This is a genomic window from Corallococcus sp. CA047B, from assembly GCF_003612065.1.
GTDB lineage: Bacteria > Myxococcota > Myxococcia > Myxococcales > Myxococcaceae > Corallococcus > Corallococcus praedator.
This window is the reverse complement of the sequence record NZ_RAWD01000007.1, coordinates 58,077-83,432: the sequence shown is the minus strand read 5'-3', so window position 1 is coordinate 83,432 and position 25,356 is coordinate 58,077. Positions and strand designations below refer to the sequence as shown.

The 25,356-nt window shown below is 69.7% G+C and carries 23 protein-coding genes; 7 read left to right on the top strand and 16 right to left on the bottom strand.

Annotated elements, in window-relative coordinates; genetic code table 11:
• The first annotated feature begins 135 nt into the window (after positions 1-135).
• A complete protein-coding gene (locus D7X74_RS02715; protein ID WP_120531330.1) occupies positions 136-951 on the top strand; it encodes a lipopolysaccharide assembly protein LapB in 816 nt (271 codons plus the stop codon).
• A gap of 12 nt (positions 952-963) precedes the next feature.
• Positions 964-2,319, top strand: coding sequence for a hemolysin family protein (locus D7X74_RS02710; RefSeq protein WP_120531329.1), 1,356 nt, complete (start codon positions 964-966; stop codon positions 2,317-2,319).
• A 20-nt stretch (positions 2,320-2,339) separates the two neighbouring features.
• Here the strand turns inward: D7X74_RS02710 and D7X74_RS02705 are convergent, their stop codons facing one another.
• Positions 2,340-3,038, bottom strand: coding sequence for a hypothetical protein (locus D7X74_RS02705; RefSeq protein WP_120531328.1), 699 nt, complete (start codon positions 3,036-3,038; stop codon positions 2,340-2,342).
• Between the two features lie 311 nt (positions 3,039-3,349).
• Between D7X74_RS02705 and smc the strand changes: the two genes are divergently transcribed.
• Positions 3,350-6,958 (top strand): chromosome segregation protein SMC, encoded by a 3,609-nt coding sequence (gene smc, locus D7X74_RS02700; protein WP_120531327.1) that lies wholly within the window; start codon positions 3,350-3,352, stop codon positions 6,956-6,958.
• A gap of 111 nt (positions 6,959-7,069) precedes the next feature.
• Here the strand turns inward: smc and D7X74_RS02695 are convergent, their stop codons facing one another.
• From D7X74_RS02695 to groES, 6 genes are all read right to left on the bottom strand, one after another.
• Positions 7,070-8,287, bottom strand: coding sequence for a hypothetical protein (locus D7X74_RS02695; RefSeq protein WP_120531326.1), 1,218 nt, complete (start codon positions 8,285-8,287; stop codon positions 7,070-7,072).
• Between the two features lie 55 nt (positions 8,288-8,342).
• Positions 8,343-9,725, bottom strand: coding sequence for a sigma 54-interacting transcriptional regulator (locus D7X74_RS02690; RefSeq protein WP_120531325.1), 1,383 nt, complete (start codon positions 9,723-9,725; stop codon positions 8,343-8,345).
• A 212-nt stretch (positions 9,726-9,937) separates the two neighbouring features.
• The gene (locus D7X74_RS02685) at positions 9,938-10,363 is read right to left on the bottom strand and encodes a hypothetical protein (protein ID WP_120531324.1); all 426 of its coding nucleotides are present in this window, start codon (positions 10,361-10,363) and stop codon (positions 9,938-9,940) included.
• A 100-nt stretch (positions 10,364-10,463) separates the two neighbouring features.
• Entirely contained in the window at positions 10,464-10,721 is a 258-nt protein-coding gene (gene grxC / locus D7X74_RS02680; protein ID WP_120531338.1) for a glutaredoxin 3, read from the bottom strand.
• Between the two features lie 194 nt (positions 10,722-10,915).
• Positions 10,916-12,568 carry a chaperonin GroEL gene (groL, locus tag D7X74_RS02675; protein WP_120531323.1) on the bottom strand — a complete coding sequence of 551 codons (1,653 nt, stop codon included), beginning with the start codon at positions 12,566-12,568 and terminating at the stop codon, positions 10,916-10,918.
• 47 nt (positions 12,569-12,615) lie between these two features.
• Positions 12,616-12,906: a co-chaperone GroES gene (groES, locus tag D7X74_RS02670; RefSeq protein ID WP_120531322.1), complete on the bottom strand. Its 291-nt coding sequence runs from the start codon at positions 12,904-12,906 to the stop codon at positions 12,616-12,618.
• Positions 12,907-13,331: 425 nt separating this feature from the next.
• Here groES and D7X74_RS02665 point away from each other — a divergent pair, with 425 nt between their 5' ends.
• Genes D7X74_RS02665 through D7X74_RS02655 form a run of 3 tightly spaced genes read left to right on the top strand, consistent with a single transcriptional unit; the run spans position 13,332 to position 15,136 of the window.
• Positions 13,332-13,931, top strand: coding sequence for a hypothetical protein (locus D7X74_RS02665; protein WP_120531321.1), 600 nt, complete (start codon positions 13,332-13,334; stop codon positions 13,929-13,931).
• Between the two features lie 19 nt (positions 13,932-13,950).
• Complete coding sequence (locus D7X74_RS02660) at positions 13,951-14,592, top strand: hypothetical protein (RefSeq protein ID WP_120531337.1); 642 nt, start codon at positions 13,951-13,953, stop codon at positions 14,590-14,592.
• Between the two features lie 37 nt (positions 14,593-14,629).
• A complete protein-coding gene (locus D7X74_RS02655) occupies positions 14,630-15,136 on the top strand; it encodes an NUDIX hydrolase (protein ID WP_120531320.1) in 507 nt (168 codons plus the stop codon).
• Positions 15,137-15,139: 3 nt separating this feature from the next.
• Here D7X74_RS02655 and rpoZ read toward each other — a convergent pair whose 3' ends face one another.
• Complete coding sequence (gene rpoZ / locus D7X74_RS02650; protein ID WP_120531319.1) at positions 15,140-15,379, bottom strand: DNA-directed RNA polymerase subunit omega; 240 nt, start codon at positions 15,377-15,379, stop codon at positions 15,140-15,142.
• Positions 15,380-15,748: 369 nt separating this feature from the next.
• On the opposite strand from rpoZ, the gene D7X74_RS02645 reads away from it, so the two are divergent.
• A complete protein-coding gene (locus D7X74_RS02645; protein ID WP_120531336.1) occupies positions 15,749-16,615 on the top strand; it encodes an SDR family oxidoreductase in 867 nt (288 codons plus the stop codon).
• Between the two features lie 6 nt (positions 16,616-16,621).
• Here D7X74_RS02645 and D7X74_RS02640 read toward each other — a convergent pair whose 3' ends face one another.
• From D7X74_RS02640 to D7X74_RS02605, 8 genes are all read right to left on the bottom strand, one after another.
• Positions 16,622-16,978 carry a DoxX family protein gene (locus D7X74_RS02640; protein WP_120531318.1) on the bottom strand — a complete coding sequence of 119 codons (357 nt, stop codon included), beginning with the start codon at positions 16,976-16,978 and terminating at the stop codon, positions 16,622-16,624.
• A 57-nt stretch (positions 16,979-17,035) separates the two neighbouring features.
• A complete protein-coding gene (gene pgm / locus D7X74_RS02635) occupies positions 17,036-18,673 on the bottom strand; it encodes a phosphoglucomutase (alpha-D-glucose-1,6-bisphosphate-dependent) (RefSeq protein ID WP_120531317.1) in 1,638 nt (545 codons plus the stop codon).
• 145 nt (positions 18,674-18,818) lie between these two features.
• Positions 18,819-20,114 (bottom strand): AmpG family muropeptide MFS transporter, encoded by a 1,296-nt coding sequence (locus D7X74_RS02630; protein ID WP_120531316.1) that lies wholly within the window; start codon positions 20,112-20,114, stop codon positions 18,819-18,821.
• A 114-nt stretch (positions 20,115-20,228) separates the two neighbouring features.
• Positions 20,229-21,188, bottom strand: a complete 960-nt coding sequence (locus D7X74_RS02625) for a hypothetical protein (RefSeq protein ID WP_233595217.1) — start codon at positions 21,186-21,188, stop codon at positions 20,229-20,231.
• 11 nt (positions 21,189-21,199) lie between these two features.
• Positions 21,200-22,879 (bottom strand): caspase family protein, encoded by a 1,680-nt coding sequence (locus tag D7X74_RS02620; protein ID WP_233601933.1) that lies wholly within the window; start codon positions 22,877-22,879, stop codon positions 21,200-21,202.
• The gene (locus tag D7X74_RS02615) at positions 22,876-23,658 is read right to left on the bottom strand and encodes a DUF4384 domain-containing protein (RefSeq protein WP_120531314.1); all 783 of its coding nucleotides are present in this window, start codon (positions 23,656-23,658) and stop codon (positions 22,876-22,878) included. The genes D7X74_RS02620 and D7X74_RS02615 overlap by 4 nt, the downstream gene beginning before the upstream one ends.
• Positions 23,655-24,197: an RNA polymerase sigma factor gene (locus D7X74_RS02610; RefSeq protein ID WP_233601932.1), complete on the bottom strand. Its 543-nt coding sequence runs from the start codon at positions 24,195-24,197 to the stop codon at positions 23,655-23,657. The genes D7X74_RS02615 and D7X74_RS02610 overlap by 4 nt, the downstream gene beginning before the upstream one ends.
• Positions 24,198-24,225: 28 nt before the next feature.
• Positions 24,226-25,224, bottom strand: coding sequence for a hypothetical protein (locus tag D7X74_RS02605; protein ID WP_120531313.1), 999 nt, complete (start codon positions 25,222-25,224; stop codon positions 24,226-24,228).
• Positions 25,225-25,356 lie beyond the last annotated feature (132 nt).

Genomic DNA, 25,356 nt, shown 5'->3' with positions numbered 1-25,356 from the left:
GGGCGGTGGGGGTGACCGGGCGCGGATGGCAGGCGGCGAGCGTCAGGAGGAGCAGCAGGGCGGCGTGGCGCATGGGCAAGGGGAAACTCTACCTTGCACGGGTGATTGAGCGACGCGTAGATTGCCGCGCGCTCCATGGCCCGGGAAAAGGACAACATTGCTCTGTCCGATGAGCACAACACCCGCGGCATCGAGCTGGCGGACCGGGGCTGGCTGGACGAGGCCATCAAGGAGTTCCGGAAGGCCATCGACCTGGACCCCACGTCGGCGCACGCGCACGACAACCTGGCCACGGTCTACGCGGAGAAGAAGCAGTTCCGCGAGGCGCTGGGCGAGTACCTCACCGCGCTGAAGCTGGAGCCGGAGAGCGCCACCGCGCACTACAACCTGGCCTGCTTCCTCTCCACCCACGCCAGCGAGATGGCCGTGGAGGAGTACAAGGAGGCCATCGAGCTGGATCCGGAGTACCCGGACGCCCACCTCAACCTGGGCCTCACGTACGCGGATCAGGGCCGGGTGGAGGAGGCGATGCGAGAGCTCCAGTCCGCCATCGAACTGGATCCGCAGGATGCCTTCCCCCGGCATGAGCTGGCGGCGCTGATGATGGACGAGGGCGACTACCGCTCCTCCATCACGCAGCTGAAGGAAGTGGTGCGGCTGGAGCCGGACAACTTCGAGGCGCAGCTGGACCTGGGCATCTGCTACGCCCAGAAGGGCTTCTACGCCGAAGCGGAGCGCGCCTACGAGCGCGCCCGGGCGTTGAATGCGGAAGACCTGTTGCTCAACTACAACCTGGCGGCGCTGTACGCGCTGTGGGGCCGTCCGAAGGACTCCGTCCAGTACCTGCAGAAGGCGCTGGCGGCGGACCGTCAGAAGGTCCTGGGGTGGCTGTCCGCCGACCCCATGTTCGACGTGCTCAAGGGCGATCCGGACTTCGAAGCCCTCTTCTGAGGGAAACACAACATGGAATGGGTTTTCCTGGGGCTGGCGCTGCTGCTGGTCGTCGCGAACGGTTTCTTCGTCGCGACGGAGTTCGCCATCGTGAAGATACGCGCCACGCGCCTGCAGTCCCTGGTGGACGAGGGCACGCCCGGCGCCAGCCAGGCCCTGAAGATGGTCAGCGAGCTGGACGCGTACCTGTCCGCCACGCAGTTCGGCATCACGCTCGCGTCGCTGGGCCTGGGCTGGCTGGGTGAGCCCGCGTTCGCGCACCTGCTGGAGCCGGTGCTGACGCGCATCGTGCCGGAGGGCTCCGCGTCCACGCTCGCGCACAGCGCCGCGGTCGTCATCGCCTTCAGCATCATCACGTTCCTGCACATCGTGCTGGGGGAGCTGGCGCCCAAGAGCCTCGCCATCCAGCGCGCCGAGCAGACGACGCTCGCGGTCGCGCTGCCCATGCGCGCGTTCTACTTCCTGTTCTACCCGGCCATCCGGCTGCTCAACTGGCTGGCGTCGCTGGTGCTCAAGGCCTTCGGCCTGCACTCGGCCGGTGAAGCCCACGAGGCCACGAGCGAGGAGGAGCTGCGCGTCATCCTGCACTCCTCCGCGCAGGCGGGCGCCATCACCACGGCGCGCGCGGAGCTCCTGGAGCGCGCGCTGGAGATGGCGCAGAAGACGGCGCGGCAGGTGATGGTCCCCCGCAACCAGGTGCGCTACCTGGACGTGGAGGAGCCGCTGGACAAGAACGTGGTGGACGCGCGCGCGTCCGGCCACACGTGGCTGCCGGTGTGCCGGGGCAACCTCGACGCGGTCGAGGGCGTGGTCAACGTGAAGGACCTGTTCTTCCTCCTGTCGCGCGGGGAGCTGAGAAGCCTGTCCCAGGTGCAGCGGCCGGTGCTCTTCATCCCGGAGAACGCGACGCTGGAGCAGCTGCTGGCGGAGTTCCGGCGTCGGCGCCGGCAGATCGCCATGGTGGTGGACGAGCACGGCGGTACGTCCGGCCTCGTCACCATCGCGGACGTGGTGTCGGAGGTGGTGGGCGACGTGGCGGAGCTGGGGCGGCGCGTGGAGGAGGTCCGGGCGCTGCCGGGCGGCCGCTTCGAGCTGCCGGGCACCGCGCAGCTGGACGACCTGGAAGCGCAGCTGGACGTGGACTTCGACCTGAGCGACGAGGAGAAGGGCGAGGTCACCACCATCGCCGGCTACCTGATGACGAAGCTGGGCCGGGTGCCGGAGAAGGGCGACAGCCTCAAGCTCGACATGTGGCGCATCCTCGTGGAGGAGGTGGACGGGCCGCGCGTCGTGCGCGTGACGGTGGAGCCGCAGTCGCGCCCCGCCGCCACCGCGCCCGCGGGCAGCCGTCCGTCGGAGACCGCCTAGCGAGGCGGCTTTGGGGCCTCTCAGCCCTTGGTGGCCCGGGCCTTCTTCTTCGCGCCCTTCAGCGCGGCCGGCTGCACCTTGGCGCTGGGCCGGTCCACCTTGAGCAGCTCCAGGTTGGTTTCGCCGTCGGTCGTCAGCTTGATGATGCCGACGTCCGGCGCGAACCACATCAGGCTCTCCATGGAGCGCCCCTCCGAACCGGGGCGGCTGGCGCGGGCCGTGGTGATGTTCTTGATCTTCAGCGCCTTGAAGGTGCCACCCTGGACGGTGATCTCCTCCTCGCCCAGCACCGTGGCCTCCTTGTCGAAGGTGGTGGCGATGGTGGGGCGCAGGCCGCCCTTCTTCGCCGGCGGCTGGAGCTTCACCGACAGGCTGTTCTTCCACGTCCCGCCCGGCACCATCACCGAGGGAGCAGGCACGGCGGCGCCCTCCGCGCTCACCACCTGCACGTCCATGCCGGATGCGGACAGGAGCGTGCCCTCCAGGCCGCCCAGGCCGGTGCGCACGCCCGCGGCGTCACAGGTGAGGTCCGTCTGCCCGCTGCGGCCCTTGAGGCTCACCGCGAGCGTGGCCTTCACCGTCCCGTCCGGGGCCGGCGCGACGTCCTTCGTCGTCAGGACGAGCTCCGAGGACCGGCCGGCGCGGTAGGTCAGTGCCAGCCCCTCCTCCATGGGAAACCAGGGGTTCGGACAGGGGGCCGGCGTGGCCGCCACCACCATGTCAGACCGGGGTGCTACCTGGGACGTCGGGGACGCGCCCACGAGGAGCGACAGGGCTAGCAAGGGCTGAAACGTAGGACGCCTCCAGAAAGATGGAATGAAAGGTAGGGTGGGTCGGCTGCTTTGCAAGGGTGGTGCGAGGCTGCTCGCCCGCCAACCTGTAGCACTGGACGTAGGGTCACGCGGTGCAGTGTCACCCTTGATCACCGGTGGGGTGGCTGGTACTCCTGCCGATCGCTGCGGAGCCGATTTTCCGGCCCCGCGCGTGTTTTCACTCCGCCTCACCGTCGCCTCGTAGGGAGCTCGCTGGCATGCGAATCAAGCGCCTGGACATCACCGGCTTCAAGTCGTTCATGGAGCGGAGCGTCTTCTCGTTCGACGAAGGCGTCACCGGCGTCGTCGGCCCCAACGGGTGTGGCAAATCCAACGTCGTGGACGCCATCCGCTGGGTGATGGGCGAGCAGAGCGCGAAGAACCTGCGCGGCCGGGGCATGGAAGACGTCATCTTCAACGGCTCGGAGAACAAGCCGCCCCTGTCCATGGCGGAGGTGTCGCTCACCTTCCTGGTGGATGACACGGACACGCTGTCGCCGCAGTACCAGGGCTACTCCGAAATCACCGTCACGCGGCGCCTGTTCCGCAACGGCGACTCCGAATACCTCATCAACAAGACCGTCTGCCGCCTGCTGGACATCACGGAGCTGTTCCTGGGCACGGGCGTGGGCACCAAGGCCTACTCCATCATCGAGCAGGGCCGCGTGGGCCTCATCGTCTCCAGCAAGCCGGAGGACCGCCGGCACCTGTTGGAGGAGGCCGCGGGCGTCACCAAGTACAAGGCCCGCCGCAAGGCCGCCGAACGCAAGATGGAGGCCACCGAGGCCAACCTCCTGCGCGTCAACGACATCACGGGCGAGCTGGAGAAGCGGCTCGACACGCTGTCGAAGCAGGCGAAGAAGGCGGAGAAGTACCGCAAGCTCAAGGCGCGCATGCGGGAGATTGATCTGCACTCGGCCAGCCACCGCTCGCTGGAGCTGATGGCGGAGAAGCGCGTGCTCCAGTCGCGGCTGGAGAACCTGGGCGGCGAGGAGCGCGAGGGCCTGGACCGGGTCAAGGAGCTGGAGGAGGTCATCACCCGGCGCCGCGCGGAGCTGGACGCGGAAGGGGCGGCGCTCCAGCAGTTCGCGGGCGAGGTGCACGCGCTGGAGAGCGCCGCGCAGCGCGACGCGCAGGAACTGGCGTACGGCCGGCGCGACTTCGAGGAGACCAGCACCCGCGTGGCGCAGGCGCAGGCGGAGCTGGACGGACTGCTCGCGCGGCAGGCGGAGATGGTGGCGACCATGACGGCCCGCGAGGCGGAGCTGTCGGGCATCGCCGGGTCGTACAAGGAAGACGAAGTGGCCATGGCGGTGGCCCTGGAGGAGCAGCGCCGCGTCTCCGTGCTCCAGACGGAAATCTCGCTGCGCCTGGAGCAGGAGCGGGCGGGGCTGGTCGCCGTGGCCACGCGGCTGGCGAACCACGAGAGCAACCTGACCAACCTGGCGCGCCAGCGCACCGACCTGGAGGCCCGCCGCGCCAAGCTGTCCGGCGAGGTGGAGGCCCTGCGCGCCCAGGAGCAGGAACTGGACAGTGTGCGCACGCAGGCGGCCCGCCACGTGGAGGACACCCGCCACCTGGCGTCCGAACTGGCCGAGCGCCGGGGCCAGGAGGAGGAGGCCCTCACCCGCACGCGCGAGGCCTTCACGGAGAACGAGGTCCAGGTCATCGCGCTGCGCGAGGAGCTGAGCGACAAGCGCAGCCGCCTGTCCTCCCTGGAGGACATCCAGAAGAACTACGACGGCTTCGACCGGGGCGTGCGCGCCGTCATGGTGCGCGCGGCGGAAGCGGCCCGGGACCAGGGCATCTTCGGTCTGGTGGCCGACGTGCTCACGGTGACGTCGCCGCGCTACGAGCGCGCGGTGGAGGCCGCCCTGGGTGAGCGGCTCCAGCACGTCATCGTCGACAGCCGCGACAAGGGCCTGGAGCTGGTGGAGTACCTGAAGGGCCACGCGGAAGGGCGGGGCACCTTCCTGCCCGTGCCCACCGGCGACGCGCTGCGCGCCGTGGTGGAGCCGGACCTGTCGCGCCCGGGCGTCCTCGCGCACGCGCTGCGTGAGGTCTCCTGCGAGCCCGCGCTGGAGCCGGTGATGCGGCTGCTCCTGGGGGACGTGGTCATCGTCCAGGACCTGCTGGCCGCCCGCGAGTACGCGGAGGCCACCCCCGTGCCCTGCACGCTGGTGACGCTGGAGGGCGAAGTCTTCCGCGCCGACGGCACCATCACCGGCGGTGAGCGCGAGGGCGCTGCGGTGGGCGCGCTCCAGAAGAAGCGTGAGATCGCGGAGCTGGCGTCCGAAGTGGCCCGGGTGGAGGAGCGCTACAACGAGATTTTGACCCGCCACTACACGCTCCAGAAGCAGATGGGGCAGGCGGAGGCCGTCCTCAAGGGCCTGGGCAAGGAGCAGCACGCGGAGGAGGTCAACCTGGCCAGCCAGGAGAAGGACCTCCACAAGGCGAGCGAGGACCTGTCCAAGGTGCGCGAGCGGCTGCGCTCGCTGGAGGGCGAGGAGGGGCAGCTGGCCCAGAGCCACACCGCGCTCACCAACGAGGAGGAGTCCAGCCGGGGCGAGGTGGCCCACGGCCAGGCGGACCGCGAGGCGCGCGAGGAGCGCGTGCGCCAGTACGCCGGGGAGCTGGAGGGCCTGCGCCAGCGCGCGGACACGGCGTCCTCGGACCTGATGGGCCTGCGCGTGAAGGTGGCTGCCGGCAGCGAGCGCGGTGAGTCCGCGCGCAAGGAGCTGGAGAGCCTGGTCGCGCAGCGCCGGGACATGGAGGCGCGCACCAGCCGCCTCCAGGGCTCTTCCACGGAAGGCCGCGCCAAGGTGGAGGCCCTGGAGCGCCGGCTCGCGGAGCTGGAGTCCACCCGGGAGCAGCGGGCGGAGGAGCACCGCGTGGCCGCGGAGGCCCTGGAGACGCGCCGCACCGCGCACGCCAGCGCCACCACCGAGGTGCGCGAGCAGGACACCGCCTTCCGCGAGCTGCGCGGCCGGCTGGATGAGCTGATGCAGGGCCTGTCCCAGATTTCGCTGCGCGAGAAGGAGATCGCCCTGGAGCTGGAGCACCTGGCCGCCGGCATCCGCGAGCGCTACCAGCTGGAGCTGGCGACGGAGCTGCACCAGTACCACCTGCTGCCCACGCTCTCCGCGGAGGTGGAAGGGGAGCTCAAGGACCTGCGCGCCCAGGTGGAGAAGATGGGGGAGATCAACCTCACCGCCATCGACGAGCACGCGGAGCTGTCCAAGCGCTTCGACTTCCTGTCCGCGCAGCGCCAGGACCTCCAGGCGTCCATCAGCCAGCTGCGCGAGGCCATCGTCCGCATCGACGCGACGAGCCGCGAGCGCTTCAAGCAGACCTTCGACGTGGTGAACGAGAAGTTCCAGGCCATCTTCCCGCGCCTGTTCGGCGGCGGCCGGGCCAGCCTCATCCTCACCCAGGAAGGCCCCAACGGCGAGCCGGGCGTGGAGATCGTCGCCCAGCCCCCGGGCAAGAAGCTTCAGAGCGTCAACCTGCTGTCCGGCGGCGAGAAGGCGCTCACCGCCGTGGCGCTCATCTTCGGCATCTTCCTCATCAAGCCGACGCCCTTCTGCCTCCTGGACGAGGTCGACGCCCCGTTGGATGAAGGCAACGTGGGCCGCTACAACGACATGGTGAAGGAGATGAGCAGCCAGTCGCAGTTCATCCTCATCACCCACAACAAGCGCACCATGGAGATCGCCGACACGCTGTACGGCGTCACCATGGAGGAGCCCGGCATCTCCAAGCTCGTCAGCGTGAAGATGCGCGAGGCCTCCGCGCACAACGACGACAAGGTCCCCGCCGCCTCTTAAGCACCGGGCCGGCGAAGGCGGAAAGAAGACGGGCGCCCCGGGAAGTTCCCCGGAGCGCCCGTTTCATTTCCAGCCGCCCGCCTTCACGCGGGCGGCTGTCGCCTTGCGCGCCTACTTCTTCTTGGCGGGGGCGTTGTAGCTCTTCTTCGGGCACGCGCCCTGGTCCGCGGCCAGACGCTGCTGGGCGGCCGACAGGTCCTTCTGGGTGTTGGTGAGGGCCTCCTGGCTGGCCGTCTCCACCGGGGCCCAGCTCTCCTCCTTGGCCTTCAGCTCCTGCACCAGCGCGAGCGTCGTCTGGTCCACCGTCTCCTGCGCCTTGAGCGCCGTCACCCACGCGGTGGCGGACTCCACCAGCGCGGTGCACTTGGAGGACAGCTCGTCGAAGAGCCGGTAGTCCTTCGTCTTGGAATACTTCTGCACGACGGCGTCATACGTCTCCGCCGCGTTGGTGCGCGCGCCGAAGGTGATGGCGGACGCCGCGGCGGACTGGGTGCGCGCCAGCTCCAACTGGAAGAAGCGCAGCTCCGGCGGCAGGCTGGCGGCGGTCTCCACCGGGGCCTGCGAGTTGAAGAAGACGAAGCGGAAGGGGAACTTCAGCTCGCTGGAGGACTTCGCGGGCATCGCCGCGACCTTCGCCTGCAGACAGGAGGCGAGCTGGTCGCCCTCGGTGCTGCCGGAGGGCTTGAACTTCACCTCGGTGGGGTTCGGCTGGCCCTGCATGATGTGGATGTCGGCGGCCAGCACCGGCGGCGTGGTGGCCTTGAAGTTGTTGAAGCACTCGCACCAGCTCTTCTCCGCCAGACGCACCGTGCCGGAGAAGTCCGAGCCCTCGTTGATGCCCATGGTGACGGAGGGGTTGTTGGCGGTGGTGTGGTCGTAGGCGTACGTGGCCTCCACCGGCTTGGCGTCCGCCGCCAGCGGCGCGGGCTTCACGTGCGTGTCCAGCACCTGCTGGACGCACTGCGTGCCGGCCGGCGTGAGGTTCTCACCGGTGATGGCGTGCGTGCCGCCCTGGGCGTTGACGGTCGTCTTCACCGTCACCTTGGTGGCGGCCGCGGGGCCGCGGTGGGCCGGGTCCACCAGACATTCCAGCACGTCCGGGCGGACGCTCAGGAGCGCGCCCACGAGGACGCCCTCGTTGGCGGGCGCCGGCAGGGTCTGCTCGCGCGGGAAGCAGGACGCCAGGTCGAAGGGAGGCTGGTTGGTGATGCGCAGCCGCTCTTCCTTCGTCAGCTGCTTCTGACCTTCGGCGGGGGCGTCACCGGTCTTCTGCTGACCGGCACAGGCGGCGGTGAGGACGACGGAGGCAACGGCGAGATGTCTCAGCATGGTGAGGGGTTCTCCCGGTTGGAGTTTGAGGGGACTGGGGACTGCGGCGGGGCTCTTACTTCTCCAGGCCCTCGGCGTTCTTGAGGTCCTTGAGACGAAGCCCGTTCTTCTTCAACAGACGATAGAGGCTCTGCATGGAGAGGCCCGTGCGCTGCTCCGCGGCCTTCATGTCGAAGGCCACCTCGCGCATGATCTCCGCGAAGTACAGGCGCTCGAAGTCCGCGAGCACCCGGTCCTTCGCCTCGTGGTACGGCATGCCGCTGACGATGGCGGCCACGTTGGTGGCGGGCTCGGCCCCTTCCGTGCGCTTGGGCGTGTGCGCCAGGAAGTCCAGCCAGCTGGTGTTGCCCGTCTCCTGCATCAGGGCGCCGCGCTCCAGCACGTTGCGCAGCTCGCGCACGTTGCCCGGCCAGTCGTAGCCCTCGAAGAGCGCCAGCGTCTGGGGCGTCAACTCCAGCGACGCCTTCATGCCGCGCGACAGCGCCTGCGACAGGGTGGGGATGTCGTCGCGCCGGGTGCGCAGGGGCGGCAGCCGCACGCGCGCCACCGCGAGCCGGAAGTAGAGGTCCGCGCGGAAGCGGCCCTGGCGCACGTCCTCCTCCAGGTTGCGGTGCGTGGAGGCGATGACGCGCACGTCCACCGCCACCGGCTGGCCGTCCAGCGAGGGCACCTCGCGCGTCTCCAGCACGCGCAACAGCTTGCCCTGCACGGACAGGGGCAGCTCGCCCACTTCATCCAGGAAGAGGGTGCCGCCGCGCGCCGCCTCGAAGATGCCGCGCGCGCCCTTGTCCTCGTGCTCCCCGGCGCGCAGGCCGCCGAACAGCTCGCGCTCCGCCTTCTCCTCGGAGATGAGGTTGCAGTCGACGACCTTGAAGGCGCCGTGGCGGCGCAGCGAGTGCTGGTGCACCGCGCGGGCGGCCAGCTCCTTGCCGGTGCCTGTTTCGCCCTCGACGAGCAGGTTCATGTCCTCGCGCGCGATGCGGCGCAATTCCGTGAAGACCCAGCGCATCTTCTCCGAGCTGCCCACCAGTTGCCCGAAGGACTCCGTGCCGGTGACCTCCACCTCCGTCGCGCGGGCGGCCAGCTTTACCGCGAGCTTCGTCTTGCCCAGCTCCATCTTGTCGCCGCTGGTGACGAAGGCCTGGAGCACCCGGCGCCCGTCGAGGAACGTGCCGTTGCGGCTGCCCAGGTCGCGCAGCAGCAGGCCCTGCGGCAGCCGCTCCACTTCCAGGTGGCGGCGGCTCACCGTCGGATCGCTCAGGACCAGGTCGCCCGCGGCGTCGGAACCGACGCGCACCAGCGAGTCCCGGGTGGTCACCTTCTTGCCCTTGTCCGGACCCCCCACGACCTCCACCGTCCACTCGTGGAGGGGCACGCGCGTGGCCTGGCCTTCGCGCTCCGCCTGCACGGTTTCGGTGACATCCGGTCTGTCAATCATGGTCCTTCACCCCTCATCGCACGGGTCGCGGGGGGCAAAAGCACCCCTCCCCGCCCTCGTTCCGCCTGTTTAGGGGCGACTGGACACAGGGGGCAAGAGGAAGAAGTGGACTCGGAATCGTCCGTTGAAGGTGAAGACAGGACGACGACAGAAGGAGGCACGCCCACCCCAACCAGGGACGTCGTGCCCCTCTGCCTTCCTGGCCGTGCGCGTCAGTACTTCGAGGGTGCGTCGCTCGCGGGGAAGGACTCCATGGACTCCTCATCCCCCGGGTCGTCGCCTGGGCCGCCGCCGGACTTCACGCTGGCGTTCGTCGGGCCCTTCACCTCGCGCGTGGGCACCTGTTGATCCGCGGTGGTGCCCTTCGCCTTGCCCTTGCCCTTCGCGGGCGCCGCGCGGCCGGTGCCGGCCTGCGCGTTCATCATGCGCGCGCCCAGCAGGTTCTTCGCGCGCTCGGCCAGGTTGCGCTGCTCGTCCTGCCAGTCGCGGAACAACTGCGCCAGCTCCTGGTCGCCCGCGGTCTCCGCGTCACGCAGGTACTGCTCGCTCACCGACGCGCCCTTGAGCAGGTGGTAGAGCGTGCTGATGAGGTCGTGATGCTCGTCCCGGGTTCCCGTTACCGCCTGTCCGCCCGCCATGTGTTCCTCCCGTCAAAGGGGTGGATTCCAATGGGGAGAAAGTAGGCACGGCGGCAGGCGCGGGCGGGCCCGAACCCGGGGCCCGCTCGCCCGGCTGCCCTCAGGCGCTGAGCATCGGGTCCAGCTTCTTCTGCCGGTCCAACTCCGCCAGGTCGGAATAGCCGCCCACGTGCGTGTCCCCGATGAAGATCTGCGGCACGGTGCGCTGGCCGTTGCTCATCTCCACCAGCTTCGCGCGCTCCTCGTCGTTCCCGGTGACGTCCACTTCGGTGTAGTCCACGCCCTTGCGCTTGAGCAGGTCCTTCGCGCGCACGCAAAAGCCACAATAGGTCGTCGTGTAGATCTTCACGGGCTTCACGGAATCCTCCTTCAAGGGCTGTGAGTCCTACGTCGGTCCAGATGCCAAGAGTAAGGGCCGGTTGCGCGGCCTGCCACGGCGGCGTGCGCCTGGCCCCTTGAAACACGACGGCCCCCGGAACCCGAAAAGGGTGCCGGAGGCCACCGGGTTCAACCGATTCCCATCCCCGTGGAACGAAGGGGAGGGGAGGGCGACTACATGCCCATGCCGCCCATACCGCCCATGCCGCCCATGCCGCCCATGCCACCACCGCCGCCGCCCTTGTCGTCGTCCGCCTTCGGACGCTCGGCGACCATGGCCTCCGTGGTCAGCATCAGCGAGGCGACCGACGCGGCGTTCTGCAGCGCGGTGCGGCTCACCTTGGCCGGGTCGATGACGCCCGCGGCCAGCAGGTCCTCGTAGGTCCCGGTCGCGGCGTTGAAGCCGTAGGCGCCCGTGCCCTCCTTGACCTTGTTCACCACCACGCTGCCCTCCAGGCCGCCGTTGCCGACGATCTGACGCAGGGGCTCCTCGACGGAGCGGCGGATGATGTCCACGCCGGACTTCTCACCCTCCAGCAGCTTCAGGCCGTCCAGCGCCTTGAGGCAGCGGATGTAGGCGACGCCGCCGCCGGGCACCACGCCCTCCTCGACGGCCGCGCGGGTCGCGTTGAGCGCGTCCTCCACGCGGGCCTTCTTCTCCTTCATCTCCGTCTCGGTCGCGGCGCCCACGTTGATGACGGCCACGCCGCCCACGAGCTTCGCCAGACGCTCCTGGAGCTTCTCGCGGTCGTAGTCGCTGGACGTGTCCTCCACCTGCGTGCGGATCTGCTTCACGCGCGCTTCGATGGTCTCCTGCTTGCCCGCGCCGTCGACGATGGTCGTGTTGTCCTTGTCGATGGTGATGCGCTTGGCGCGGCCCAGCTGGTTGATGGTCAGCGTGTCCAGCTTGATGCCCAGGTCCTCGGCGATCATCTCACCGCCGGTGAGCGTCGCGATGTCCTCGAGCATGGCCTTGCGGCGGTCGCCGAAGCCGGGCGCCTTCACGGCGGCCACGTTCAGCACGCCACGGATCTTGTTCACCACCAGGGTGGCCAGGGCCTCGCCCTCCACTTCCTCGGCGATGATCAGCAGGGGCTTACCGGCGCGCGCCACCTGCTCCAGGATGGGGAGCAGGTCCTTCATCGACGAGATCTTCTTCTCGTGGATGAGGATGAGCGGGTCCTGCAGGACGACTTCCATGCGCTCCGGATCCGTCACGAAGTACGGGGACAGGTAGCCACGGTCGAACTGCATGCCCTCGACGACGTCCAGGGTCGTCTCAAGGCCCTTGGCCTCCTCGACCGTGATGACGCCCTCCTTGCCGACCTTCTCCATCGCGTCCGCGATGATCTGGCCGATGGTGGTGTCACCGTTCGCGGAGATGGTGCCAACCTGGGCGATCTCCTTGTTGCCCTTGGTCGGCTTCGCCAGCACCTTCAGCTCGGCGGTGATGGCGGCGACGGCCTTGTCGATGCCGCGCTTGATGTCCATCGGGTTGTGGCCCGCGGCGACCAGCTTCGCGCCCTCGCGGAAGATGGCCTGCGCCAGCACGGTGGCCGTCGTGGTGCCGTCACCGGCCACGTCGGAGGTCTTGGAGGCGACCTCCTTGACCATCTGGGCGCCCATGTTCTCGAACTTGTTCTCCAGTTCGATTTCCTTCGCCACCGTCACGCCGTCCTTCGTGATGGTGGGAGAGCCGAAGCTCTTCTCGATGACGACGTTGCGGCCCTTGGGCCCCAGGGTCACCTTGACCGCGTCGGCCAGGATGTTCACGCCGCGCAGGATGGCGTCGCGCGCGCGCACTTCGAAAATGATGTCTTTGGCCATGGTCTGAATCCTCTAGAAGTTGGGAGTGGAAAAGGGTGCGGCGGGCTTCACTTCTCGATGACGCCCAGCACGTCCTCTTCGCGCAGGATCAGGTGATCCTCGCCGTCCAGCTTGATCTCCGTGCCCGCGTACTTGCTGAAGAGGATGGTGTCGCCGGCCTTGATGTCCATGGCGCGCACCTTGCCGTCCTCCAGCACCTTGCCGTTACCGACGGCGACGACCTTGCCCTCGAGGGGCTTCTCCTTGGCCGTGTCGGGGATGAAGAGACCGCCCTTGGTCTTGGTCTCCTCGGCGACGCGCTTGATGATGAGCCGATCCTGCAGGGGACGAATCTTCATGGCTTGCTCCTGTGAACCACGGCCTGGCGGCCCGGATTGCGGTCCGGACCGGGATGCCGTTGGGGTTGAGAAAAGGGCCTGTTGGCCGGTGGTGTTGGCACTCGCACCTCGTGAGTGCTAACGCCAGGTCGCGGCGGATAATAACCAGGGACTTCACCTCGTCAAGCGACGTTGGTCCTTGGGTCGGTGTGCGGCTAAACACCCGTCCTGCCTGCGCTTTTCCCGGAAGATTCTTCGTTCGCCACGCCTGCCCGGCAGGCCGGTGTGAGTGTCGCCGCGTTGGCACTCCCCGGGCCCGAGTGCCAGCGTAAGTACTTGATAAGACTTGGGGGCGTTTTGCCGACGCCCTGCGACATGGCTACGCTTGGTCGTGGAGCCCCTGGAAGCGATGGGCGACTTCCAGGAACCCTCGGGAGGTGTGGTCGATGAGCGGACTTCTGACGTCCTCTTCCTCGCTGAAGGAGTTCTTCCGGGAGCTGCTGCTGGAAGTGACGACGCGGCAGCGGGTGGCGCTGAACGAGTCCACCGAGTTCTACCTGGTGAACCTGCTGGCGGAGTTCGCCGCGTCCGACAAGCTGTTCAGCCGGGATGCCGAAGGCCGGCGCGAGCATGAGCCCCTGGCGGAGCTGTACCACCGCGCGCTGCAGCAGGAGCGCGACGAGCGCATCCGCACGCTGCGGCGGCTGGGCGACGTGTCACTCTACAAGGTCGGCTTCTTCTCCGGCGCGTTGCAGCAGGGGATGGTCGGCCCGGACTACTACATCCAGATGGGCGGCGCGGCGTACGGCCAGGTCGCGGAGCTGGTGCCCGCGGGTGGCTTCACCGGCGTGTACCGGGAGCTGTGCGACAAGTTCCGGTCGCTGGTGGAGGTGCTGGAGGAGATCAGCGCCCGGGGGCTGGTGAGCGCGGGGCCCGCCGGGGCGCTGCGCGTCTACGAGTCCTGGGTGCGCACCGGCAGCGACAGGCTGGAGCGCGTGCTGGTGGACGCCGGATGGGTGCCGCGCAAGGGGCCGCTTGCGAACTGACCCCGCGCAGTCCCCGCTGCTGGTGGGACGGCTCCAGGCCCACCTGGAAGCCATCTACGGCTTCCGGTGCGAGGCGCGCGCGGAGGCCTTCGTGGTGGACGCGGAGGCGGCCGCGCTGCTGGGCGGCACCGGCCGCGCGCCGGAGGAATTGCTGGTGCTGGAGGCCCGGGGCGGCCTGGAGCTGGCGCTCTACCTGTCCCCGGCGCTGCTGGCCCGCCTGGAGCGCTACGACGCAAGCCCCCTGGGCTCCGTCCTGGATGGCGACCTGGACGGCTACTGCCAGGTGACGGAGGGCGTCAGCCACTTCCTCTATGTCGCGCACACGGCGCACTACGAGCGCACGGTGTCGCTCCTGGAGCTGGAGGCCCAGGCGGAGGTGGACAAGTTCGTGGTGTGCCTGCTGCACCGCTGGGGCGAGGGCGTCGTCGGGTGGGCCCGGGAGCTCCTCCAGCGCCTCTTCGACCGCGTGGCGTACCAGCCCCGGCTGTCGTTGGAGGAGCGCTGGCGCTACGAGGAGGCGAACCGGGTGTCGCGCCGCTTCTGCGCGCGGCTGATGGGGCACGTCGTGGCCCGGCGGTTGGACCGGCTCCTCGGCGACCTGCGTTATGCGTACCGGCTGGGAGCGGAGGCCAAGCTGCGCCACTTCGCGCACGGCGGTTGATGGCCCGGCGGGCCTCCGCTTCGGGTAGGGTGGGGGCATGCCGCGCGAGGCATCCTCAGGAGGCATCGTCATCCGGGCCAGCAGCGCCGGCACCTGGGAGGTGGCGGTCATCCGTCCGCACGGTCGCCACCTGTGGGCGCTGCCCAAGGGGCACGTGGACCCGGGTGAGACGCCGGAGCAGACCGCGCACCGGGAGGTGCGGGAGGAGACGGGGCTCTCCGTGGCGCTGCTCGCGCCCCTGGGGGAGATCCGCTACGTCTACCAGTTCCGGGGGCAGCGCATCTTCAAGCGCGTCCACTTCTTCCTCTTCCGCTACGAGGCGGGGGAACTGGGGCCGCTGCCGGGGCCGCGCGTGGAGGTGGACGAGGTGCGCTGGCTGCCCCTGGAGGGGCTGATTCCCGCGCTGGGCTACAAGGGGGAGAAGGCCGTCGCCGGCCGGGCGCTGCGGTGGATGCGCGCCCAGGGCCTGGCGTCCGCGCCTTCCGCCTCGCCCGGGGCCCCTCCCATCACGGGGGAGGGCGCCGGGCTGAAGAAGGAAGGCTAGCGCCTACTTCTTGGCTTCCTCGGCGGTGTACTTGCCGGAGAGCGCCTCGCGCACGTCGCGGTCGAACTTCACGCGCTGGGTGGCGACCTCGCGCAGCGCGAGCACCGGCGGCTTGTTCTTGGAGGTCTCCAGGATGGGCCGGGCGCCGGCCATCAGCTGGCGCGCGCGCTTGGCGCCCAGCAGCACCAGCGCGAACCGGTTGTCCACGTAGGGGAGGCAGTCTTCAACGGTAACGCGGGCCATGGAACATCCTTCTTGGCTTGGGAGCCGGTGGAAGCCTCTGAACCTAAAGAGCACCCCCGGGCGAGTCAAGGAAGGATGGTGGGCCCGCCCGCTGAGCTCCGGCCGACGCTCCAGGGCCTTCCCTGTTCGCTGCCTTACGTCTGATTCTCAGCCTCCGGAATTTGAGACGCAATCGCACAACGGATTCCCGGAGGTGCGTTTTCCGAAGGAGAAATGGGACGCCAGGGTGGGTCCCCGTCACCCCGCATCCCGGGATTCCCGGGGCGCGGTTCGCGAGAGGAGGTCCCGCATGAGCGCGGTGGAATCCTGCGGCGCCGGCCATCCCCGGTGCGTGTCGGGTGGGAGGGGGGCGTCATGGGAGGGGAGGCCGTGAGCGGACCGGTGCTGGTGACGGGCCCGACGGGCAACGTGGGCCGGGCGGTGGTGCGGGCCCTGCTGGCGGAAGGGGTGCCGGTGCGCGCGGCGGTGAAGTCGTCGGAGCACACCGCGGCGCTCCTCAAGGAGATGGATGGAGACGTGACGCCGGTGCCGCTGGACTTCCTGCGCCCGGAGACGTTCCTGCCCGCGCTGGAGGGCGTGCGGGGCGTGTTCCTGATGCGGCCCCCGGCCCTGGCCAACGCGGAGCTGACGCTCAACGCCTTCGTGGACGCGGCCGTCACGCAGGGCGTGAAGCAGGTGGTGTTCCTGTCCATGGCGGGCGCGGAGCGCAGCACGTGGGCGCCGCACCACGCGGTGGAGGAGCACCTGAAGCGCTCGTCGCTGGGGTGGACGCTCCTGCGCCCGGCCTTCTTCGCGCAGAACCTGGGGGATGCGTACCGCGAGGACATCCGCCAGGACGGCCGGCTCTACATGCCCGCGGGCCACGGCAAGGTGGCCTTCGTGGACGTGCGCGACGTGGGCGAGGTGGCGGCGCGGGCGATGCTGGACACGTCCCTGCGCGACCGCGCGTTCACGCTCACCGGCCTGGAGGCGGTGAGCTTCGAGGAGGTGGCCTCCGTGCTGTCGGAGGTGCTGGGCCGGCCCATCCGCTACGTGCCCGCGTCGGTGCCGGGCTACGTGCGCCACCTGCACCAGCGCCGGCTGTCCTGGGGCCAGTTGGGCATGCAGACGCTGATGCACGTGGGACTGCGCTTCGGCCATGCGGAGCAGGTGGACCCCACGCTCACCAACCTGCTCGGACGCCCCACGCGCACGGTGCGCCAGTACATCGAGGACCACGCGCCGCTGTGGCGCTGACGCGGCTCAGGTGTACCAGAGCGCCCACAGGATGAGGACGCCCTGCAGCGGCAGCCGCAGCCAGAGCAGGGCCTTGGGAATCTTCCGGAACTTCTCCGGGTGCCGAGCCATGTGCACGTTCGCGGGGAACACCGCCACGAACAGCGCGACGAGTCCCCAGGCCCCAAGCCGCGTCGTCTGCGGCACCACCAGCAGCACGCCGAGCAGCACCTCCGCCACGCCGCTCAGCAGCACCAGCTCCCGGGGGTACGGGAGGTAGGGCGGCATGATGCTCATGAACATGCGCGGCTTGCGGAAGTGCGTGACCCCCGCGACAACCATGATCAGCGCGAGCACGAACTGGAGGATGAGCTTCACGGACATGGGGGGTGGGACTCCTTGCGGCGGCATCGAAGCGCGGCCCGGAGCCCCCGTCCATGGCTACTTTCCGGCGAAGGCCTCACTGACGATGGCGCGCGCCTCCTGGACGAGGGTGTCCAGGTGCGCCTGGTCCCGGAAGCTCTCCGCGTAGATTTTGTAGACGTCCTCGGTGCCGGAGGGGCGCGCGGCGAACCAGCCGTTCTCCGCCGTCACCTTGAGGCCGCCCAGCTCCGCGTTGTTGCCCGGCGCGCGCGTGAGGCGCTGCTGGATGGGCTCACCGGCCAGCGACGTGGCCTTCACCGCGTCGGGGGACAGCTTCTTGAGCACGGCCTTCTGCTCGGACGTGGCCGGCGCATCGATGCGCGTGTACAGCGGCGCGCCGAACTTCTTCGCCAGCTCCTGGTAGTGCTCGCCGGGGTCCTTGCCGGTGCGCGCCAGGATTTCGGCCGCGAGCAGGTCCAGGATGATGCCGTCCTTGTCGGTGGTCCACACGGTGCCGTCGGTGCGCAGGAAGGACGCGCCCGCGCTCTCCTCGCCCCCGAAGCCCAGCGAGCCGTCCAGGAGCCCGTCCACGAACCACTTGAAGCCCACCGGCACCTCCACCACGCGGCGGCCCAGGTCCTTCGCCACGCGGTCGATGAGGCTGCTGCTCACCAGCGTCTTGCCCACCGCCGCGTCCTTCTTCCAGCCCGGACGGTTGCGGAACAGGTAGTCGATGGAGACGGCCAGGTAGTGGTTCGGGTTCATCAGCCCCTGGCTGCGGGTGACGATGCCGTGGCGGTCGGAGTCCGTGTCGTTGCCGAACGCGAGCGCGTACTTGTCCTTGAGGCCCACCAGGTTCGCCATCGCGTACGGCGACGAGCAGTCCATGCGGATCTTCCCGTCATGGTCCGCGGGCATGAAGCCGAACGTGGGGTCCACCTTGCGGTTCACCACGGAGATCGACAGCTTGTAGCGATCCGCGATGGGGTCCCAATAGTCCAGGTTGGAGCCACCCAGCGGATCCGCGCCCAGCTTCAGCTTCGCGTCCCGGATGACGTCCACGTCCACCACGTTCGCCAGGTCCTTGACGTACGGGGTGATGAAGTCGTGGGCCTTCACCGTGCTGCTGGCGAGCGCCTTCTCGTAGGTGACGCGGCGGACGTCCTTGTTGCCGGCGGCCATCAGCTCGTTGGCGCGGCGCTCCACCAGGGACGTGACGTTCGTATCGGCGGGGCCACCGTTGGGCGGGTTGTACTTGATGCCGCCGTCCTCCGGCGGGTTGTGGGACGGGGTGATGACGATGCCGTCCGCGAGCCCGCTCGTGCGGCCCCGGTTGTACGTGAGGATGGCGTGGGAGATGACCGGCGTGGGCGTGGCGCCGTCGGTGTAGCGGACCTCGACGCCGTGGGCGGCCAGCACCTCCAGCGTGGTGCGCTGGGCGGGTTCGGACAGGGCGTGGGTGTCCTTGCCCAGGAACAGCGGGCCGTCGTAGCCCTGCTGCTTGCGGTACTCGCACAGGGCCTGCGCCACCGCGAGGATGTGCGCTTCGTTGAAGCTCCGGCGCGCGGCGCTTCCGCGGTGGCCAGAGGTGCCGAAGGCGACGCGCTGCTCGGCGACGGACGCGTCCGGCACGTCGGAGGCGTACTGCCTGCGCAGCTTCTCGGGGTTGATCAGCAGGTCGCGCGAAAGGGGCTTGCCAGCGGAAGGATGGGCCATGACCGGGCCACACTAGCCGCGCGGACTGCTCCATGGGGAGGCGAAGTCACGCCCCCTGTCCATCCCCGCACCCGGCCTGACGCGCTCCGTCCAGTAGCGGGCGGGAGCGCGTATCGGCCGGGCGGTGGCGGCTGTCCGGAAGCCGTCAGCGCGCCACGGCGACGGAGGACGCGGGCGCCGCGGGCGGCAGGGCCCCCGGGGCGGGGGGGACATCCTCCAGGGGCTGGGCCGCGTGCTCGGGCAGGAACACCAGCAGCACCAGCGCGGGGATGGCCGCCGCCGCGGTGAAGGCGAAGAACGTGGGCCAGCCCATCCACGTGGCCAAGTAGCCGGACACGGAGCCGATGAGCCGGTTTGCGATGGTGCCCATCGTGGACAGCAGCGCGTACTGCGTGGCGCTGAAGCTCTTGTGGCACAGCGACATCACGAAGGCGGCGAACGCCGTCACGCCCAGGCCCGTGCACACGTTGTCCACGGTGATGGCGGCCGCGAGCATCAGGTCGTTCTTGCCCACGAGCGACAGCGCCAGGAAGGCCAGGTTGGTGAGCCCCTGCGCGGCGCCGAAGATGAACAGCGCGCGGCGCATGCTGAGCTTCACCATCAGCACGCCGCCCAGCAGGCCGCCGCCGATGGTGGCCAGCATGCCCAGCGTCTTGCTGAGCGCGCCAATCTCGGTGTTGGAGAACCCGAGCTCGATGTAGAACGGCGTCACCATGCTGGCGGCGATGGCATCCCCCAGCTTGTAGAGCACCAGGAACGCGAGCACCCCCAGCGCGTACTTCCGGCGGAAGTAGTCCACGAAGGGCTTCACCACCGCGTCCAGAAGGTTGCGCGGAGGCCGCACGCTCTGGGGCTCCGGGGCCAAGAGCGTGGCCACCACGCCCACGCTCATGAGCAGGCCCATCACGTAGTACGTCTTCGACCAGCCCAGGATGTCGGAGAGGATGAACGCCAGTCCGCCCGCGACGAGCATGCCCATCCGGTAGCCGGTGACGTACATGGAGTTGCCCAGCCCGCGCTCCTCCAGGGGGAGGATGTCCGTGCGCCACGCGTCCGCGACGATGTCCTGGCTGGCGGACAGGAACGTCACCACCACCGCCATGCACGCCATCGCGATGGGGGCGTCCTTCGGGTTGACGAGCCCCATGGCGGAGATGGCGCCCATGAGCAGCACCTGCGTGAGCAGCATCCACCCGCGCCGCCGGCCCAGGAAGGGCAGGGTGTAGCGGTCCATCAGCGGCGCCCACAGCACCTTGAACGTGTAGGGCAGCGCCACGAGGCTGAAGATGCCGATGGTCTTGAGGTTCACCCCCTCGTTCTTCATCCACGCGGACAGCGTGACGCCGGTCAGCCACAGGGGGAGGCCGGACGCGAAGCCGACGGCCATCAGGAGCCAGATGCGCCGGCTCTTCAAGACGGTGAGAAGCGAGGGATTGGTCATGGAGGGCGCGGGAGAACAGCCGCCAGCATAGAGAATCCCCCCCGCGCGTCACCTTCCAACGGCCAGGGAATGTCCGCCCGGCTGCTGTCCGGGCACCAACCCGGGCGGCTTTCGCTACGGCCCCAGCGCGGACACGTCCGGGCAGGAGGCCGCGCTTCCCTCGGTGGGGTTGATGAAATCCCAGTTGCGCTGCAGGAAGGTGATCCGCGTCTGCGCGTCCCAGCACTCGGTGTATTTCAGGCCCTTCGCGTCGCCTTCCAGGATGGTCAGCACCAGCTTGCCCCGTCCCTCGGGCGTCCAGCGCGACACGATGTCCAGCGTCTCCAGGAGCCCGCCGGGCACCAGGTCCTGGCCGGGCAGCCGGAACGTCATCTCCCCCAGCCCCTCCGGCACCTGGCGCGACGCATAGCGCGTCAGGGGCAGCGTGGCCCCCGCGCCCGTGAAGAGCAGCTCCACGCTCGTGGGCAGCGCCTTCGTCTGGTAGCGGATGTCCAGCCGGTCCAACCCGTCCGCCTCGCGCGTGTCGAAGCCGTTCGCGCGGGCCTCCTTCAGGTCCAGCGCGAGCGTGCCCGTGCCCTTGCGGATGCCGCCGTCCGCCTTGAAGGTGCCGGGCAGGTAGGTCCACCACCCGTCCTCGCCCGCGCCCCGGGGACGGAACTGGAGGCGGTAGGCGAAGTCGCCGCCCTGGCGCTCCATCACGAGGCGCAGCTCGTGCCCGGGATGGTCGTCCGCGGGGAAGGGGCCCCAGATGCGGCGGTCGGTCTCTCGCGTGGTGGGGGCCACGCCGCGGAACAGCTCCAGCAGGGTCAGCAGGGCGTCCACGCTGGCGTTGAACTGCGTGCCCACCTGATAGGACTGGACCGCCAGCTCCGACGTCGCGCCTGGCACCTGGAGGCCCAGTCGATCCTCGCGGGTGCCGGTTCCCTGGCCGGCGCGTCTGGCGGAGTCCGGCAGCATCGCGGCCAGGTCCTCGCGTTGGGGCAGGGCGTTCTGGAACTCCAGGTCGTCGTTGGAGAAGTCGCCGCCGCACGCGACCGCGAGGAGGCAGAGCAGGGCCGGGATCAGGTTTCGCATCGCGTGCGCTCTCATGGCTCGTACGTGAGGAGCGCCGCCAGTTCCCAGTAGCCCAGGGACCGCTGCGCATCGACGGTGTATTGGAGGTACTGCGCCCGGCCCCGCGCGGTGAGCTGGAGGCGGCGCATGAGCTGGAAGCGCGCGCCGGCCACCAGCCCCGGTGACACCATGGCGAAGCGCTGATCCGGGAACGCCGCGTCCTCGAACTGGCGGCCCAGGATGAGGTACGCCAGCCGGCCGCCCACGAACGGGGACACGCGGCCCAGGGGCCACTCGGTGGTGAGGCTCGTTCCCAGGTTCACCACCGAGTACCGGTACGACGGCCCCGCGAGCGTGGGCAGCGCCAGCACCCCGCGCGTGCCGCCCACGGACGCGTCGAAGCCCCACACCCAGTCGCGGCGGAAGTAGTCGTGCAACTCGGCCTCCGCGCCGAACAGCGGCACGGAGAGAAAGAGCGACTGGCGCGTGGCCGCGTCGAAGAAGGACTGGTAGCCGCCCGTGAGGCCGAAGGCCCACCACGCGTCCTGGCCCCTGCCCGCGCCCTTCACGGGGTCGTCGGAGAAGGGCGCGTCCTTGAGGCGCGGCTCCTCCAGCACGGTGGTCCGTCCGCGAGCAATCTCCACGTCCCCGATGCGCAGCCTGTCGCTGAGCCGGCGCTTCACGCGGTAGGTGCCGGGGGCCAGGGCCACGCGGCGCTCCATGTCCGCGGTCTTGTCCAGCTCCGCGACCACCAGTCCGCCTGGATCCACGAAGTAGTAGGAGCCCGCGGGCGCGCCTCCGGGGACCACGAGGCCCTCGGCGCTCGCGCGCAGGTCGGTGAGGACCAGGTCCCCGTTGCCCGCGAGGTCGTAGCTGAACGTGGGGTGCTGCGGGCCCGCGCTGCTGTCGGCGGTGTCCGCGACGGTGCGCGCGTAGGCGTGCGAATACGCCTCGAAGAGCGTCACGCGTCCGTCGCCGCTGCGGTCCGCGTCACCGAGCAGGCCGCTCGCCAGGTGGTGGGAGAAGTAGCTGCCGCCCAGTGCGTCCGACTCCTGCGAGTCCTCATCCGCCGCGCTGGAGGTGAGGATGACGACGCCCCGGGCATCGCGCGCGGCGCCGGCCTCCACGTCGAAGGCGGGCGCCTTGCGGGCCCCCTTGGTCCGCGTGAGCGCGCCGGAGCGGCACGAGTCCAGGATGGCGATGCGGATGTCCACGGGCGCGTCCGCCAGCCGGCGCTTGAGCGCATCGAAGGCGAGCCGCGAGTCACCCAGGCGCAGGGCTCCGTCCTTCGCGTGGCCGGAGTAGTAGACGAACAGCGCGGTGCGCTCCCCGCGCGTCTGGGCCGCGTGCGCCCGCTGCTCCAGCTCCGACAGGGCGGTGAGGAAGTCCTTCGCGTCATCGTCCAGGAGGAGCTTCGCGTCGGACGGGGCCACGCCGCCCAGGCGGGTGAGCAGGTCGTGCATCTTGCGCGCATCGTCGCGCGCGTAGCTCAAGGGCCGCGTGTCACTGCCCCCGGTGTCGTTGCCGGCGATGAGCGCGAAGCGGCGCAGCGTGTCCGCGTGCGCGGCGGTGGTCAGCAGCGCGCACGCGAGCGCGAGCCCAGGAGCCCATGCACGGGCCGGGACGATGACGGCGCGCAGCCGCGCCAGAGCGCGAAACCCCGCGAGCAGTGCCTGTTCCCGAGCGCCACGCTGCACGGGCAGGTCGCTCATGGCTTCAGCAGGATCCACTGCGTCTGCTCACCCGCGACATCCAGGGGCGCCATGCGCGTGACGTCCCGCCCCGCCGCCGCGAAGGACTTCCGCGCCGCGTCGCTCAGGACGTCCATCGACACCGGCGCATCCGTCAGCACCAGCACCACGCGCTCCGCCCCCGCGCCGGTGAACTCCACGCTCTCCGGCAACCAGTGCTGCCCCGCACCCGGCTCCACCGCGAGGCTGTCCCCCGACTCCGGATACAGCGGCGTCACCTCGCCTTGCGCATCCACCGACAGCGCCGCCACGTAGCGGTGCGCCTCTGGCGTGTAGCCCAGCCGCACGCGCTCACCGGGCCGCAGGGATTCCGGCGCGTCCACGCTGGCCACCCGCTGCGGTTCCACGCCGCCACCGATGCGAAGCTCCGCGCCCGCGCCACCCTTGAGCCGGTTGCCCGTCACGGGCCGCGTCACCGTGCCGGACTCCAGCAGCGGACGCGCCAGCACCAGCACGAACAGGGACGCCGCCACCACCATCAGCGGCCCTGCCCACGCGGGCCGCGTCGCGGGCCTGGCCGAAGTCCTGGCCTGCCGGGCCAGCGAGCGCTCCACGCCCGCCTCGAAGCGCTCGAAGGGAACCTCCGCCTCGAACGCGGTCTGCTCGTTCGTCAAGGACCGGAGCACGGCACCACACGCCTCGCACGCCTCGGCATGCTCACGCGCGCGCAGGGCCTCCGGGGCGAGCAGTTCGCCGACGTGCAGGCGGCGCAATGTCCAGTTCGACTCGTGCGCGCTCATCGGACGTTCAGCTCCTCTCCACCCAGCTGTGCGAACTGTTCCAGCCGCTTTCGCACCGTGGGCACCGAACGCCCCAGCACCACGGCCACCTCTTCCAGCGTCATCCCGTCCACGTGGTAGTGGATGGCCGCCGCCTGCGTCTCCGCGTCCACCCGGGCCAGCAGCTTGCGCACCAGGTCGCGCGTCTCCATCGCCTCCGCACCCCCGTGGCCCTCTGAGCGGGCCGCTTCGTCCCGGGCGAACCACCGCCGCCACGCCGCCCCTTCCGAGCGCAGCTGGTTGAGGCAGTGGTGCGTGGCGATCTTCATCAACCACGTGAGCGGGGAGGCCTCCGCGCGGAACGACTCTCCGTGCACCAGCGCACGGGCGAAGACGTCCTGCATCGCGTCCTCGGCCCGGCTGGCATCCTTCAGCAGGTAGCGGCAGCGCTCCCTCACGCTGCCGCCGTACTTCACATACAGGTCGCTCAGGACGGCCCGCCGGTCCTCGGAAGGACGGGGAGGCACCACCTTCAGGGCCAGCGGGGGAGGTCCGGTCACGTGCGGCTGGAGCCTACCCCGAGCGGGCTCACAGCGACGAGTACACCGCCGTGGTGAAGCCGCCGCAGCTCGTCTGCTCCTCGCCGTACCTCGGGTTCGGTTCCAGGTTGAGCTCCAGATAGGTGCTCAGGAAGTTGGGGTCCCAGCACTCGCTGTACAGAACCTCGAAGCCCAGGCTGCCTCCTGACACCTTGACGTCCGCGCGGCCCGCGCCCGTCAGCGTCCAGCGGCTCTTGATGCCCACCTTCTCCAGCGTGCCGTCCACAGGGGAGTCGACATCCTGGCGGAAGGCGTACTCGAGCTCCCCGCCCGTGGCCGTCGCCTTGAAGCGGTAGTCCGCGTCCGTGCGCTTCTCCGGATTCTTCTCGTCACGCACCTGGCGGAAGTCCGCCTCCACCGTGGTCTCCGCCGTGGCGTTCAGGCGCGAATACCGGATCTCCGCCGTGCCCACGTGCTTCGGATCGGCATCTGGCAGGCTGTGCGCTACGTCCCAGTCGATGTGCAGCTCGCCGGAACCGAAGCCCCGCTGGCGCTCGCCGTTCGCATCCACCGTCACCGTCTGCGAGCCGGACAGCACGGCCTTGAACGCGCTGTCCGCGTCCGCCTTCGCCTTGCCGTCCAGCACCCAGGAGAACGACGCGTCCCCCGACTTCGTCACCGTCAACCGCCACGTCGTCGGGCTGAGCGCGTCCGTGTGCGGACCCCACACGGCCTTGTTCTCCTCCAGCGTCGTCGGCGGATACTTGGCGATCTGCTCGATGAGGTTGAGCACCCACAGCGTGCCGCCGTTCACCGTCACCGTCGCGTCCACCGTCGCCTGGTAGTACTCGGACTTCTGCCCCTGGCCGGCCATCGCGGACGGGCCGCTCGACGTCAGGCCCTGGCCGTTCTCCTTGGGCGCCTTCACCTGCGTCATCTCCTTGGTGGGAAGGCCGTCGCGGAACGTGTCCTCGGAGGGCCCGGCGTCGTCGCCGCAACCGGAGGCGAACAGCAGGGAGGCGGCACACAGCAGGCTCTTGCGCAGCATGGTGAGGTGTCCTTTCGGGGCCCGTCGTGCGGGCCGTGCGGCGGGGAACTCGCTCCCATGGACACAGGCCGTGCGAAAAACAGAAAAGGCGCTCGCTTGAATCAAAAAGTTCCAATGAAACCGGTCGTTTGG